At 64.9% G+C, this 12,514-nt stretch carries 14 protein-coding genes; 9 read left to right on the top strand and 5 right to left on the bottom strand.

Going from position 1 to position 12,514, the window contains the following annotated elements:
- The first annotated feature begins 115 nt into the window (after positions 1-115).
- Positions 116-559, top strand: a complete 444-nt coding sequence (locus K2Y56_RS15465; protein ID WP_292509206.1) for a Crp/Fnr family transcriptional regulator — start codon at positions 116-118, stop codon at positions 557-559.
- A 16-nt stretch (positions 560-575) separates the two neighbouring features.
- Here K2Y56_RS15465 and K2Y56_RS15470 read toward each other — a convergent pair whose 3' ends face one another.
- Positions 576-1,022 carry a VOC family protein gene (locus K2Y56_RS15470; protein ID WP_292509209.1) on the bottom strand — a complete coding sequence of 149 codons (447 nt, stop codon included), beginning with the start codon at positions 1,020-1,022 and terminating at the stop codon, positions 576-578.
- 206 nt (positions 1,023-1,228) lie between these two features.
- Here K2Y56_RS15470 and K2Y56_RS15475 point away from each other — a divergent pair, with 206 nt between their 5' ends.
- On the top strand, positions 1,229-1,882 hold the full coding sequence (locus tag K2Y56_RS15475; RefSeq protein WP_292509309.1) for a L,D-transpeptidase: 654 nt from the start codon (positions 1,229-1,231) through the stop codon (positions 1,880-1,882).
- Between the two features lie 78 nt (positions 1,883-1,960).
- Here K2Y56_RS15475 and K2Y56_RS15480 read toward each other — a convergent pair whose 3' ends face one another.
- Positions 1,961-2,470 carry a DUF892 family protein gene (locus tag K2Y56_RS15480; RefSeq protein WP_292509212.1) on the bottom strand — a complete coding sequence of 170 codons (510 nt, stop codon included), beginning with the start codon at positions 2,468-2,470 and terminating at the stop codon, positions 1,961-1,963.
- A gap of 222 nt (positions 2,471-2,692) precedes the next feature.
- Between K2Y56_RS15480 and K2Y56_RS15485 the strand changes: the two genes are divergently transcribed.
- Together K2Y56_RS15485 and ppdK are read left to right on the top strand one after the other, a co-directional pair.
- Positions 2,693-2,845 (top strand): DUF3096 domain-containing protein, encoded by a 153-nt coding sequence (locus K2Y56_RS15485; protein ID WP_292509215.1) that lies wholly within the window; start codon positions 2,693-2,695, stop codon positions 2,843-2,845.
- 202 nt (positions 2,846-3,047) lie between these two features.
- Complete coding sequence (gene ppdK / locus K2Y56_RS15490; protein WP_292509218.1) at positions 3,048-5,714, top strand: pyruvate, phosphate dikinase; 2,667 nt, start codon at positions 3,048-3,050, stop codon at positions 5,712-5,714.
- Between the two features lie 17 nt (positions 5,715-5,731).
- Here ppdK and K2Y56_RS15495 read toward each other — a convergent pair whose 3' ends face one another.
- Complete coding sequence (locus K2Y56_RS15495; protein WP_292509222.1) at positions 5,732-6,100, bottom strand: EAL domain-containing protein; 369 nt, start codon at positions 6,098-6,100, stop codon at positions 5,732-5,734.
- Positions 6,097-6,537, bottom strand: coding sequence for an EAL domain-containing protein (locus tag K2Y56_RS15500; protein WP_292509312.1), 441 nt, complete (start codon positions 6,535-6,537; stop codon positions 6,097-6,099). Before K2Y56_RS15500 ends, K2Y56_RS15495 begins: the two co-directional genes overlap by 4 nt.
- A 591-nt stretch (positions 6,538-7,128) precedes the next feature.
- On the opposite strand from K2Y56_RS15500, the gene K2Y56_RS15505 reads away from it, so the two are divergent.
- The 5 genes from K2Y56_RS15505 (at position 7,129) to greA (ending at position 11,505) form a co-directional block, all read left to right on the top strand.
- Complete coding sequence (locus tag K2Y56_RS15505) at positions 7,129-7,380, top strand: hypothetical protein (protein ID WP_292509225.1); 252 nt, start codon at positions 7,129-7,131, stop codon at positions 7,378-7,380.
- A gap of 226 nt (positions 7,381-7,606) precedes the next feature.
- Entirely contained in the window at positions 7,607-8,698 is a 1,092-nt protein-coding gene (locus K2Y56_RS15510) for a cell wall hydrolase (RefSeq protein ID WP_292509229.1), read from the top strand.
- Positions 8,699-9,177: 479 nt separating this feature from the next.
- Complete coding sequence (locus K2Y56_RS15515) at positions 9,178-9,912, top strand: hypothetical protein (protein WP_292509315.1); 735 nt, start codon at positions 9,178-9,180, stop codon at positions 9,910-9,912.
- Positions 9,913-10,013: 101 nt separating this feature from the next.
- Positions 10,014-11,003 carry an MDR family oxidoreductase gene (locus tag K2Y56_RS15520; protein ID WP_292509231.1) on the top strand — a complete coding sequence of 330 codons (990 nt, stop codon included), beginning with the start codon at positions 10,014-10,016 and terminating at the stop codon, positions 11,001-11,003.
- A 40-nt stretch (positions 11,004-11,043) separates the two neighbouring features.
- Entirely contained in the window at positions 11,044-11,505 is a 462-nt protein-coding gene (gene greA, locus K2Y56_RS15525; RefSeq protein WP_292509234.1) for a transcription elongation factor GreA, read from the top strand.
- Here the strand turns inward: greA and K2Y56_RS15530 are convergent.
- Complete coding sequence (locus K2Y56_RS15530) at positions 11,495-12,373, bottom strand: LysR family transcriptional regulator (RefSeq protein WP_292509236.1); 879 nt, start codon at positions 12,371-12,373, stop codon at positions 11,495-11,497. The two genes, greA and K2Y56_RS15530, sit on opposite strands and share 11 nt — an antisense overlap.
- Positions 12,374-12,514 lie beyond the last annotated feature (141 nt).

The following is a 12,514-nucleotide window of genomic DNA, read 5'->3' on the forward strand; positions in this document are numbered from 1 at the left end:
GTAATGATGAGCAGCAATCCACCAAGCACTGGACAAGGCCGCAGCGACTCGCATGGATAACGCGTGATCATGAGGGCCTACGTGATAGGCCCATTCCGGCCGGAGCGTCGCGTCAATGACCCTCGACACAGAGGTTCTGTCCCTTAGGCAGGTTCCGCTCTTCCGGGAGGTCGAGCCATCGCGCCTCAAGCTCCTCGCCTTTACAAGCGAGCGCGTTCATTTCGATGCTGGTCAGCAGCTCTTCGCGCAGGGCGACCAGGCCGACGCCGCTTACCTCGTTCTCGACGGTACGGCAGCGGTGACGATCGAGGGGCCACTGGGGCCGTTTCGCCTCGCCCTCCTCGGCGCCAACGCCCTCGTCGGCGAGATGGGAATTCTCGCCGACCAGCCGCGGTCAGCAACTGTGACGGCGGAGACGACGACCATGGCCCTGCGCATCAGCCGCACAGTGTTCCTCGAACTGCTCGCGCAGTTTCCCGCGATCAGCATTGCGGTCATGCGCGAACTCGCTTTGCGCCTCGAACAGACGAACCAGCAGCTCGCCCAAGCGAGGGCATGACCCGCGTAGGCGAGGGCTATACAGGGGTTGGATAAGTGATGAACTCCATCAAGGAGCCGTCCGGATCGCGAAAGTAGACGCTGATCCCGAGTCCGGCAGCACCCTGCCGCTCCACCGGACCAAGCTCGACCGGCACCCCGTGATGCGTGAGATGTGCAATCGCCCCTTCGATCGAGCCAGACCAACGGAAGCACAAATCGCTGTTGCCGGGCATGACCGGCTTCGAGGCCAACAACGTTCCGATCTGTCCGGGACCATGAACGTTGAGCTGCACGCCGCCGAAGCGAAAGGCCACGGCCTTCCTGGCTGGGACAACCTCGGCTCCGAGAACGTCCCTATAGAAAGCGGTGGCTCGCTCCCAATCCGAGACGTGAATGACGCAGTGATCGAGGTGGATTGCCGGGCCGAGTTCGGTGATAGCCTCGCCGGCCTCGGGCACCGTCAGCGTCTGCGTATCGGCCATCGCATCTCCTCCAGGGCGGTTCATCGCATGCCCTGGAATGCACGATACGCCCGTGACAATCCTGCCGCGAGCCCATCCCGCTTGTCCTCCAGATGCGAATGCCGAACCGCCTGAGGCGCAAAAGTCACATCTGTCAGCCGGGGGAGGGGATAGTCAGTGGCATGATGCAGTCCTTTCCGATGCCGGGCAAGCCAATGACCACCCGCATGAATACCCGACGGACTCTCCTCGCGATCGCTGCCGCGGTGGTGATCGCACCTCTTGCCGCCTGCAATACGCGAGGCCCTGTCGCCACCACGGCGCAGGACGACGAGTCGGCCTGGTACATCGGGACAATGGCGGACAAGCCGCACGACGTTCCCCTGGTGGACACCAACAGGCTCGATCCGAAATATCGACGCCAGATCGTGCGCTATACCGGACCGGAGCGGCCGGGTACCATCGTGGTCGACATCGACAACCGCCAGCTTGCGCTGGTTCAGGAGGACGGCAGCGCAATCCAGTATGGCATCGGAGTAGGAAAGCTCGGCTTCTCCTGGAAGGGGCAGGCGACGGTCGGACGAAAAGGCACCTGGCCTGATTGGAGACCGACCACGACGATGGTGTCCCTCAACCCGGATCTGCCGCGCACCCTCAAAGGCGGTGTCGACAACCCGCTTGGAGCTCGTGCCCTCTATCTTCACCAGGGTGGCCGCGACATCCTATTCCGCATTCACGGAACCAACGAGCCTTGGAGCATCGGCGAACAGATGTCGTCCGGCTGCGTCCGCATGCTCAACGAGGACGTCGTCGATCTCTACGAGCGCGTCCCGGTAGGTACGACAGTGCTGGTAAAGCGCAACGGCCGCTATCGAGTCTGACGCCACGTGATGACGGCGAACAGAAGGGCGAGCCACCCACCGGTGGCTCGCCCACATCTTCCCTAAAGCGCTAGCGGATCAGGCTGCCTTACCGGCCGCCCCACCCTGGACGTTGATGCTGAGGGCGATCTTCGTGAGGAGCTCGTCGGTTCGCTTCTCCTCCTGAAGCGTCTCATCGAGGAGCTTGGCAGCATCCTTGTGGCCCAGTTGGGTAGCCCAGGTCTTGAGGGTGCCGTATCGGGCGATTTCGTAATGCTCGACCGCCTGCGCGCAGCCGACGAGGACTGCATCGGCAGCGGGACTTCCCTGGAAATCCTCCAAGTCCTCCTCCATCTCGGCAGAGAGGCCCTGCATCGCCTCGCAGGTCTTGCCTCGGGCGGTTTTTCCGATGATCTCGAAGACCTGCTGAAGGCGCTCGACCTGATGCGCGCTCTCCTCGGCATGCGTCTCGAAGGCTTGGCGAAGCTGGTCGGATTCCGCCGCTTTAGCCGACTTCTTGAGAGCCTTCACCGACTGGCGCTCAGCGTAATAGACGTCCTTCAGGGTCTCGTAGAAGGCGTCGCTCAGGGTCTTGTCCTTGGCGGCCATTGTCGTCTCCTCCAGGTGGAACGGGTCAGGCGGGTAATCTGCCGATGCCGAAGCGATCCAATCGCCACGCATCCCCTCGACCCGAGAACCGGACCCGGCGACGGGTGTTCCCCGGGGTTTACGAAGGCAGACCGGAATCTGTGGATAGCCGCGTTCGACGGTCGTTGCCTTTCGCCGAAGACCCGCCGACAGACGATCCACGACAACCAGGAGATACGTTTCATGACCATCACGATCGCCAATCTGCAGCCGATCATCGCCCTCGCCGCCGGCATCCTGATCCTGATCGTGCCGCGTCTCCTGAATTTCATCGTCGCGATCTACCTGATCCTCGTCGGCCTGATCGGCCTCGGGGTGTTTCGCGCGCTGTCATGACCACAGCCGCACGGGGCGCACAGTACGATGACAGAAAACCTGGATCGTCACGGCTCTAGACGGCGTGACGGCCGTTCATCTTGCGTTGCAGCGGGACATGGTCGAACACGACTCTGGATCTTCTCCGGTGCTCGACTGAAACGCGTATCGCGCGAGCCCCGGATTTCCTGCAACGGACCTCGTACGAGCGGATGGGCGAACGATGGCGAAGTGGGTCTACTCCTTCGGCGACGGCAAGGCCGAGGGCCAGTCGTCGATGCGCAACCTATTGGGCGGCAAGGGAGCGAACCTCGCCGAGATGTCGAATCTGGGCCTTCCGGTGCCCCCCGGCTTCACCATCACGACCGAGGTCTGCACCTGGTACTACGACCATGGCCGCGAGTATCCGCCGGAGCTGAAGGCCGAGGTCGAGGCAGCCCTCGAAGCCATCGGCAAGCTGACCGGGCGCGGCTTCGGCGACCCTGAGAATCCTCTCCTGGTCTCCGTTCGCTCCGGTGCTCGTGCCTCTATGCCGGGCATGATGGACACTGTACTCAACCTTGGGCTGAACGACGTCACCGTCGAGGCGTTGGCCAAGGGTGCCGGAGACCCGCGCTTCGCCTACGATTCCTACCGCCGCTTCATCACGATGTACTCGAACGTCGTGCTCGGCGTGGAGCACCACGCCTTCGAGGAGGCGCTGGAGCACTATAAGGAAGGAAAGGGCGTCAGCCTCGACACCGAACTCGGAGCCGAGGACTGGAAGCATCTCGTCGGGGTCTACAAGAAGATCGTCCGAGACGAGCACGGCTCGGACTTCCCGCAGGGCGCCCAGGATCAGCTCTGGGGCGCCATCGGCGCCGTGTTCAACTCCTGGATGATCCCGCGGGCCAAGAAGTACCGCGAGCTCAATGCCATCCCCGAGAGCTGGGGCACGGCGGTGAACGTTCAGGCCATGGTGTTCGGCAATATGGGCGACACCTCGGCAACCGGCGTCGCCTTCACGCGCAATCCCTCCACCGGCGAGAAGGCGCTCTACGGCGAGTTCCTGATCAACGCGCAGGGCGAGGACGTCGTCGCCGGCATCCGCACGCCGCAGGACATCACCGAGAAGGCCAGGATCGAGGCCAAATCCGATAAGCCCTCGATGGAGCGGGCGATGCCCGACTCCTATGCCGAGCTCGTGCGGATCTATGGGCTCCTCGAGACCCATTACCGCGACATGCAGGACATGGAGTTCACCATCGAGAGCGGAAAGCTCTGGATGCTCCAGACCCGCAACGGCAAGCGCACGGCAAAGGCAGCCCTGCGCATCGCAGTGGACCTCGCCGCCGAAGGCTTGATCACCCAGGAAGAGGCGATCGGCCGGATCGAGCCCGCGGCCCTCGACCAGCTTCTGCACCCGACCATCGACCCCAAAGCCGAGCGCAAGATCATCGCTTCCGGGCTTCCGGCCTCCCCGGGAGCAGCGACTGGCGAGATCGTCTTCAACTCCGAGGACGCGGAGGCTGCGCGGAAGGCCGAGCGCAAGTGCATCCTGGTGCGGGTCGAGACGAGCCCAGAGGACATCCACGGGATGCACGCCTCGGAGGGAATCCTCACCACCCGCGGCGGCATGACGAGCCACGCGGCGGTCGTCGCCCGCGGCATGGGCAAACCCTGCGTCTCGGGCGTGGGCTCGATCCGCGTCGACTACAAGGCGGGAACGCTCTCGGTTGGCGGGACCACCCTGAAGGCCGGCGACAAGATCACCATCGATGGCTCGACCGGCCAGGTCCTGCTCGGCGAGGTGGCGATGCTGGAGCCCTCGCTGTCAGGCGAGTTCGCGACGCTGATGGGCTGGGCCGACAAGGTCCGCACCATGAAGATCCGCGCCAACGCGGACACCCCCACCGATGCCCGCGCCGCACGCAACTTCGGTGCGGAGGGGATCGGTTTGTGTCGTACCGAGCACATGTTCTTCGAGGGGGATCGCATCGTTGCAGTGCGCGAGATGATCCTCGCTGACGATGCGGAAGGCCGTCGGGCAGCGCTCGCGAAGATCCTGCCCTACCAGCGCCAGGACTTCGTCGAGCTCTTCACGATCATGTCGGGCCTTCCCGTGACGATCCGGCTGCTCGACCCGCCGCTGCACGAGTTCCTGCCGCATACCGACGAGGAGGTTCGGGACGTCTCCGCGAGCACCGGCGTCTCGGAGGACAAGCTGCGCCGGCGCATGACCGAGCTGCACGAGTTCAACCCGATGCTCGGCTTCCGAGGCTGCCGCCTCGCCATCGCATTTCCCGAGATCGCCGAGATGCAGGCGCGCGCGATCTTCGAGGCTGCCGTACAGGCTGCCAAGGAGACCGGGCAGCCGGTGACTCCGGAGGTGATGGTGCCGCTCGTCTTCACCCAGATGGAGTTCGATCTCGTCAAGGCGAGTATCGACGCCATGGCAAAGGCGGTCACAGCCGAGACGGGCAGTACCCTCGATTACCAGGTCGGCACGATGATCGAGTTGCCGCGTGCGGCTCTGCGAGCCGGTGACATCGCCAAGACCGCCGAGTTCTTCTCGTTCGGAACCAACGACTTGACCCAGACGGCCCTCGGCATCTCGCGTGACGACGCCTCGACTTTCCTGGGCGCCTACACGCAGCGCGGCATCCTCTCGGCAGACCCCTTCATCTCCATAGACCGTGAGGGCGTCGGCGAACTCGTCCGGATCGGCGTCGAGCGCGGCCGAGCGGTGCGGCCGGACATCAAGCTCGGCATCTGCGGTGAGCACGGCGGCGATCCGTCATCGATCGCGTTCTGCCAGTCGGTTGGGCTCGATTACGTGTCGTGCTCGCCCTATCGGGTGCCGATCGCGAGGCTTGCCGCTGCTCAGGCAGCTCTCGCCGGCGAAAACTGAGGCGCTCGCAGGGTCATTCAGGTGGTCCCGATGTCCGCGCGGGTTTCGTGGGGCCGAACGCTTGTCTCAAAAGACGACGTCCTGGCATCAGCCGCTCGGATCCAGGCATCGAGATCGGGCTGCGGCATCGGGCGGGCGAAGTAGTAACCCTGCACCACGCGGCAACCGCAGCGCGCGAGGAGGAGTGCCTCCTCGGCGCCTTCGACGCCCTCTGTCACCAACTCGATGCCCAGCGGGCCGATCCCCAGGATGGCCTGGACCAGGCTGCGGTCGCCCTCGCGTCGTTCACTATCGGTGACGAAGCCCCGGTCGATCTTGATCCGTTCGACCCGCAACGTTCTTAGGGAGGCAAGGGAGGAATAGCTGGCGGCGGGATCATCAATCACGATGCGGAATCCGAGGGCAAAGAGAGCTGGACCTCGCCGATAGCGGCGTTGCCCGCGATGGCGGGATCCTCGGTGATCTCGATCTCCAGACACGCGGGCGACACATCGAAGGCGGCCAAAGTCTCAGCGACGCAGCCCGCGAGGGGATGGAGCCCCAATTCCTGAGGCGAGACGTTGACGGCGACGATCACGTCCCCGTTACCGCGGTTGCGGAGATCGCGGATCAGGCGGCAGGCTTCGGCGGCGATGTGAAGGGTGAAGGCTTCGGATTGGTGGGTCGAGCGCGCGGCCGCGACGATGTCCGGCGGGCTGATCCAACCATGACGCTCATGCTTCCAGCGGATCAGGAGTTCGTCGCCCACGATCGAACGGTCGGCAAGGATGACCCGGGGTTGGCACCAGACCAGGATTGCAAAGCCGGCAAGGGCTTTGGACAGGTCGAGCTAGACGTCCCGGCGCACGGCGACGACATCCTGAAGTGACGAGTCGAAGCAGCACAGGCGCTGGCGGCCCGCACTCTTTCCTGCATATGAAGGACGTTTTCAGATCGATGCTCGTACGCAACCGTCCTGTTGGCGTGACGAACAGGAGATAGCGCCCTGCGGTCACGAGCAAGATGATGCCTAGGCAAGAGAAAAGGACGGCTGCGGGGATCTTCGACCACAAGATCAGAATGACCCAGCACGCGACGACGCCGTTCGACCACAGAGCCGAGACCATGAATCGAATGGTCGATTTGGCCTGATCGCAGCGGATCTGCCGGTCGACGTCTATACCAGGCAAAGAAATCTGAAATTAGCTCGTCATGCCTGCGCGTCTGCGAGATTGATCTATGCTCATCCGAAAGGACGTAAGGATCGATGAGTCGCGGCAAGACGAACAAGGCGCTTGGGGAAAAAGCGATGATAAAAATCGCGACCGACAGAGAACCGATGTCGGTCCGGCACGTTGAGTGCTAGTGCCGATCCAACGCAGCAAGGTCGCCGGCGACCGGTGCGAGGCGGCAGCAACGCGCGGGAACGATGGCCATGAACGATCCCAGCCAGCCACCGCTCTTCCTCGACGACGCCATCTCCGTTCCCCTTGCGCGATCTTTCCAAAAGGTCTCTCTGTGGCTCGTCGGCGGGGTGGGCGCAGCGACAGCCGGCATGTTGCTCGTCTTCGCGGTTGCAACCCAAAGCGGGGCGGATGCCGAGCGCATCGCCGGAAGTCAGGGCGATGGGCTCAAGGGGTTGATTTCGGCAATCGCTGCCACCCATGGACGCCCAGGAGCGCTGTAGAGCTTTCCGCCGTCGCCGAACCAGCTGTCCCGAGGTATGCGCCTGCACCGAAACGGCACGGTCGTGCTTGTTCGATCTGAAGCGCGCTTAACTGCCCCGCAACCATAACCGGCAACCATCATGGTCTGGGCGCCTCACGTAGGGGCGGACAGGCAATCCAATGGTCAGGGCGGGTCGGTTCAGCGTGGGTGATCGGCGGTCAAAACGGTACGGTCCGGGCGGTTGGTTGGCTGCCTCCGTCACGCCATGGGCGGCGGGGCTCGGCCTGCTCGTCTCAATCACCGCGACGGCCGGAACCGACACCTCCCTCGGCGCGAGCGCGGTGCCGCAGCTTTCAACACGGATTGCGCCATCGCTTCCCCCGGGCGCCGCCCTCATCGGTGCCAGCGACATGCCATGGGACCGTACGGGCCATACCTCCCCACGCGGCGACCTCAAGTCGAGATTCACGGTCGCGACGGTCTTTCCCGAGCCGAATCGGAGTGGAAAAGGAGATGCGGCGGTGCCACCGGGCCCGAGTTTCGCACGAGCGGCGCGCGTCTTGAGCGACGGAGGCGCATCGCTCTTTGGAGACGCAGCATCGGGCCGGGTCACCGGCATCATGGCTCCGGGCTCGGCGATGTGGAACCAGGACGACTCGCGGGAACTCGGCTTCGTCCCGACGGCTGAACTCGGGCTCGGTTCATCGGCGGGCACAGTTGAGGCCGACATGGCGCATGATGGTTCGACACCAACGATTCCTCGCGCGGTCGCCCTCTCGTCGACGACTCCCGCTCCTGCAGACGCGACACCGGTGGAGGTCGCCGACGCGAACCTGCCCGCTCCGCAAGCGACCGTTTCTCCGGAGCCCGAAAGGACGGTGCCGGACAATGCGCGCCATCGCTATGCCGACCTGATCGAACCCGAGGCGCTCGACAAGGAGCAGCGTTGCCTCGCTGAGGCGGTCTATTTCGAGGCGCGCAGCGAGCCCGAGGAGGGCCAAGCCGCCGTGGCGCAGGTCGTGCTCAACCGGGTGAAGAGCGGCCTCTATCCCACCAATGTCTGCGGCGTCGTCTACCAGAACCGGCACCGCTACATGGGCTGCCAATTCTCCTTCGCCTGCGAAGGCAAGTCGCTGAGAATCAGCGATGGACCGTCCTGGCAAAGCGCCAGCCGAATCGCCAAGGCGGTGATCGAAGGACGGACATATCTGAGCGAGGTCGGCGGCGCGACCCACTACCACGCGGATTATGTTCGTCCCGGCTGGTCGCGGCGCCTCAAGAAGATGGACGTCATCGGCCGGCACATCTTCTACTCGCTCAAGCGCGGTCAAACCTGATCCTCGTCGAATGCCCCGAGGCGAAGGATGGCCTGACGTTCCGTCAACGTCAGGCCATGTCGGAGCCCGACGCGTTCGTCGTCACGTTGCTTGCGTGCCGACTCGACCTTCACAAACCGGGGATCAGTGAACGTCACGAACGGTCGACCCTCAAACAGGGTCTCGACCCGTTCCAAGGCTCACCAGCTGGCGGCAGGGCGTTCGTCGCCCAGGACAACCGAGCGCGAACGCTCGCAGCCATCAGAAAGGGCAATCACGTTCGCGCGCGCTTCCGAGCAAAAGAGACCCGTACCGCGCTAAAGCATAACCATTTACCTAAGTAATTTCGAACATACGTAGTTTTCATACCTGGTTAATTTTACCTTAGTTTTCGATTAAACTTGCGCCCGGCGCAACTTGGCTGCTTTTGATCGATTGAGATGTTCGCTGATCAGCGACGCAATCTTGTCGTCAAGAAATTCAAGTTCGGGGAATCCATGATGGCCGCGCCGGTCGCTCAAATCTCTTCAGCACTTGCCGCCGCATTCGTCGCGATGATGCTCACGACAGCGGCTCAGGCCGGCTGCGCGGGAGCCGAATGCTACCGCCACGTCTCGACGCCGCCGGTCTACGGTTCGGTTTCCGAACGAGTCCTCGTGCGACCGGCCGAGACGGTCTACCGCACGACGCCCCCGATCTACGACACGGTGGCCGAGCAAGTTCTGGTCGAGCCGGGACGCCGTGTCTGGCAGACCCGCCATGATCCCCACGGCGGCCTCGTCGGCTGCTGGGTCGATATCCCACCGCGTTACGCCACCCGCCATCGCAGGGTTCTGGTCCAGCCCGGCGCATCGATCCCGGAGACGATTCCGGCCGAATATGCCAGCGTTCACCGCCGCGTCCTCGTCGAGCCGGCCAGGTCCGGCTGGGTGCCGGCCCCCGAAGCCGGCGGCGTCGGCCTCCATGGCTTCGATGGACCGGGCAATGGCGGCGTGGGTCTTCACGGGAGGCCCAGCTATCGCCGGGCGGGCTATGGCCATCCTCACCGCGGATACGGCAGCGGCTATCGCAGCGCAGGTTACGGCGGCTATGGCCACAGGAACTACGGTCATGGGCACCGAGCCGGTCTCGGCATCGGTTCGATCCCTGACGCCGTCGGCATGACGGGCGCGAGCTCCGCCGATGTCGGCGTCGCCCTCGGCTTCTCGACCGGAAGCATCTACGACGGCTACTGACATCGAACGATCGATGATGGGCGCCCCCGCGACTTCGGTCCGGGGCCGTCTTGATTCCGGACGACGCCGCCACACCTCCCCTCGACCGGGAGGAGGACCGCATGGCTCAGTTCAAGGCATGGATCGTCGACAAGGGCGAGGCCGGTCAAAACCTGAGCTACGGCGAGTTCGACGAGGCCGACCTCATGGACGGCGATGTCACGGTCCGGGTCACGCACTCGACCGTGAATTACAAGGACGGGCTCGCGATGACGGGCAAGTCCCCGGTGGTGCGGCGCTTTCCGATGATCCCCGGCATCGACTTCTCCGGCATCGTCGAAGCATCGGACCACCCCGAATACAAGCCGGGTGACATGGTCGTGCTGACCGGCTGGGGTGTCGGCGAGACCCATCTCGGCGCCTATGCCGAGAAGGCGCGGGTGAAGGGCGACTGGCTCGTGCCGCTGCCCGAGGGCTTGAGCGCAGCGCAGGCGATGGCGATCGGGACCGCCGGCTACACCGCGATGCTCTGCCTGATGGCGCTCGAGAAGCACGGCGTGAATTCGGCGCAGGGGCCTGCCTTGGTCACCGGCGCATCCGGCGGTGTCGGCTCGGTGGCGGTGGCATTGCTGGCCGGCGCCGGCTGGAACGTCGTTGCCTCCACCGGACGGGCCGGCGAGGAGGCAGAGTACCTGCGCGACCTCGGCGCCTCCGAGATCATCGACCGGGCCGAACTCGGCCAGCCGGGCAAGCCCCTCGTCAAGGAGCGCTGGGCGGCCGCCATCGACGCGGTCGGCTCGACGACGCTGGCCAATGTCCTCGCCTCGACCAAAGCTGACGGAGCCGTGGCGGCCTGCGGCCTGGCCCAGGGAATGGACCTGCCGACCTCGGTGGCGCCCTTCATCCTGCGCGGCGTCTCGCTCCTCGGCATCAACAGCGTGACCACACCGCAGCCCAAGCGCCGCGAAGCCTGGGCGCGACTGGCACGGGAGCTCGATCTTCGGAAACTGAGCAGCATGACCACCGAGGTGCCGCTGTCGGAGGTGAAGCGAACGGCCGAGGAGATCCTGGCCGGCCGCGTCCGGGGCCGCACCGTGGTGACGGTGGCCTGAGGCGTCAGGAACCTCAGCCGGCGCCGCGACTTGACGCGACATGAGCCAGGCTTTTGTTCGCGAGAAGGAGGGGGGAGAAGCCTTCGAGGATCTCCCCGACCGCCCGATCTCTCCCCACACCAATTTCGTCACGCCGGAGAGCCTCGCTCAGATCGAGGCCGAGGTCGCGCGGCTGCAACGGGAGTTCGCTTCCCTGACGCCCGACGCGAAGGCCGACACGGCCCGCGTTACCCGCGACCTCCACTACTGGACCGCACGGCTCGGCTCGGCGGAACTCGTCGAACCGGTAGGCAGCGACGACATCCGCTTTGGCTCGACCGTCGAGATCGAGCGCGAGGACGGAGCGCGGCAGACCTATCGCATCGTCGGCGAGGACGAGGCCGATCCCGCTACAGGGTCGATCGCCTATGTCTCGCCGATGGCACGCGCCCTCACCGGCAAGGTAGCCGGCGATTCCGTGACGGTGAACGGGCACGAGATCGCCATCATCGCTATCCGTTGAGCGCCTCCAGAGCGGGACGCATGGCGACGAACGCCTCCGCCACGTGATCCATGAAGGCACGCACCCGCGCCGCCTGGCGCAGGTCGGGATGGGTCAGGAGCCATAGGCTGGCGGTCAGTTCCGGTATCGGCTCGGACAGCTGGACGAGGAGCGGCCGACCGGATGCATCCCAGCACGGAAGCGGCCCGACACCGAAACCGGCTTCGATCGCTTCGCGCAAGCCCGTGAGAGTGTTGAGGCGCAACACCACGCGGTCAGGCGCCGTCTGAGACTTCACGAAACGTGCAAAACGCCCGTCCCCGACGCTGTCCGTCGGGCAGATCCATGAGCAGTCGGGGAGCGGCACGCCGACATGCTCGGCGAGTCCGTAGACGGCCCATGGAATCGCGGCGAGCCGCCGCCCGACCAAGGTTGCGGGAGGATGATCGGTCGCTCGGATCGCCACGTCGGCGTCCCGGCGGGACAGGTTGAGCGCCTCGTCGGACGCGACGACATCGAGGCGGATCCGCGGATGAGCGGCGGAGAAATCGGCCAGGATCGGCATCAGCAGCCCGGCGACGAGCCCTGCCGGAGCGGTGATGCGCAGATCGCCCGCCGGCTCGACGGAGCGCCCCGCCGATTCACGGGTGAATTGAGCGACGTCGCTCTCCATCCTCCCGGCCGCCTCGATCATCGCGAGACCGGCTGTCGTCGGCGCATAGGCGCCGCGGAGGCGCTCGAACAGCTTGGTCTCCACCGCGACCTCGATGGCGGCGAGGCGCCGGAACGCCGTCGAATGGTTGATTCCGAGGCTCTCGGCCGCCCGCGTCAGGCCACCCCGATCGGCGATCGCCTTGACGAGACGGAAGTCGTCCCAGGCCAAGCTCATCGGCGGTGTGACGATCGAGGCCGCATGGCTCAGCTCCTTGCACCAACGCAAACACCATCTTGCAAGCTAGGGCATTTCCGCAAGGGTTAGCGCGAGCGATATCGACGCTCGCGGAGGGCCGCATCGTGATGCGGCCTCATC

Origin of the sequence: Methylobacterium sp. (genome assembly GCF_019745455.1) — a bacterium.
Classification (GTDB): Bacteria; Pseudomonadota; Alphaproteobacteria; order Rhizobiales; family Beijerinckiaceae; genus Methylobacterium.

Coding starts and splice junctions, on each gene's coding strand:
- K2Y56_RS15465 (WP_292509206.1), top strand. CDS start 116: ATGACCCTCGACACAGAGGTTCTGTCCCTTAGGCAGGTTCCGCTCTTC.
- K2Y56_RS15470 (WP_292509209.1), bottom strand. CDS start 1,022: ATGGCCGATACGCAGACGCTGACGGTGCCCGAGGCCGGCGAGGCTATC.
- K2Y56_RS15475 (WP_292509309.1), top strand. CDS start 1,229: ATGAATACCCGACGGACTCTCCTCGCGATCGCTGCCGCGGTGGTGATC.
- K2Y56_RS15480 (WP_292509212.1), bottom strand. CDS start 2,470: ATGGCCGCCAAGGACAAGACCCTGAGCGACGCCTTCTACGAGACCCTG.
- K2Y56_RS15485 (WP_292509215.1), top strand. CDS start 2,693: ATGACCATCACGATCGCCAATCTGCAGCCGATCATCGCCCTCGCCGCC.
- ppdK (WP_292509218.1), top strand. CDS start 3,048: ATGGCGAAGTGGGTCTACTCCTTCGGCGACGGCAAGGCCGAGGGCCAG.
- K2Y56_RS15505 (WP_292509225.1), top strand. CDS start 7,129: ATGAACGATCCCAGCCAGCCACCGCTCTTCCTCGACGACGCCATCTCC.
- K2Y56_RS15515 (WP_292509315.1), top strand. CDS start 9,178: ATGGCCGCGCCGGTCGCTCAAATCTCTTCAGCACTTGCCGCCGCATTC.
- K2Y56_RS15520 (WP_292509231.1), top strand. CDS start 10,014: ATGGCTCAGTTCAAGGCATGGATCGTCGACAAGGGCGAGGCCGGTCAA.
- greA (WP_292509234.1), top strand. CDS start 11,044: ATGAGCCAGGCTTTTGTTCGCGAGAAGGAGGGGGGAGAAGCCTTCGAG.
- K2Y56_RS15530 (WP_292509236.1), bottom strand. CDS start 12,373: ATGAGCTTGGCCTGGGACGACTTCCGTCTCGTCAAGGCGATCGCCGAT.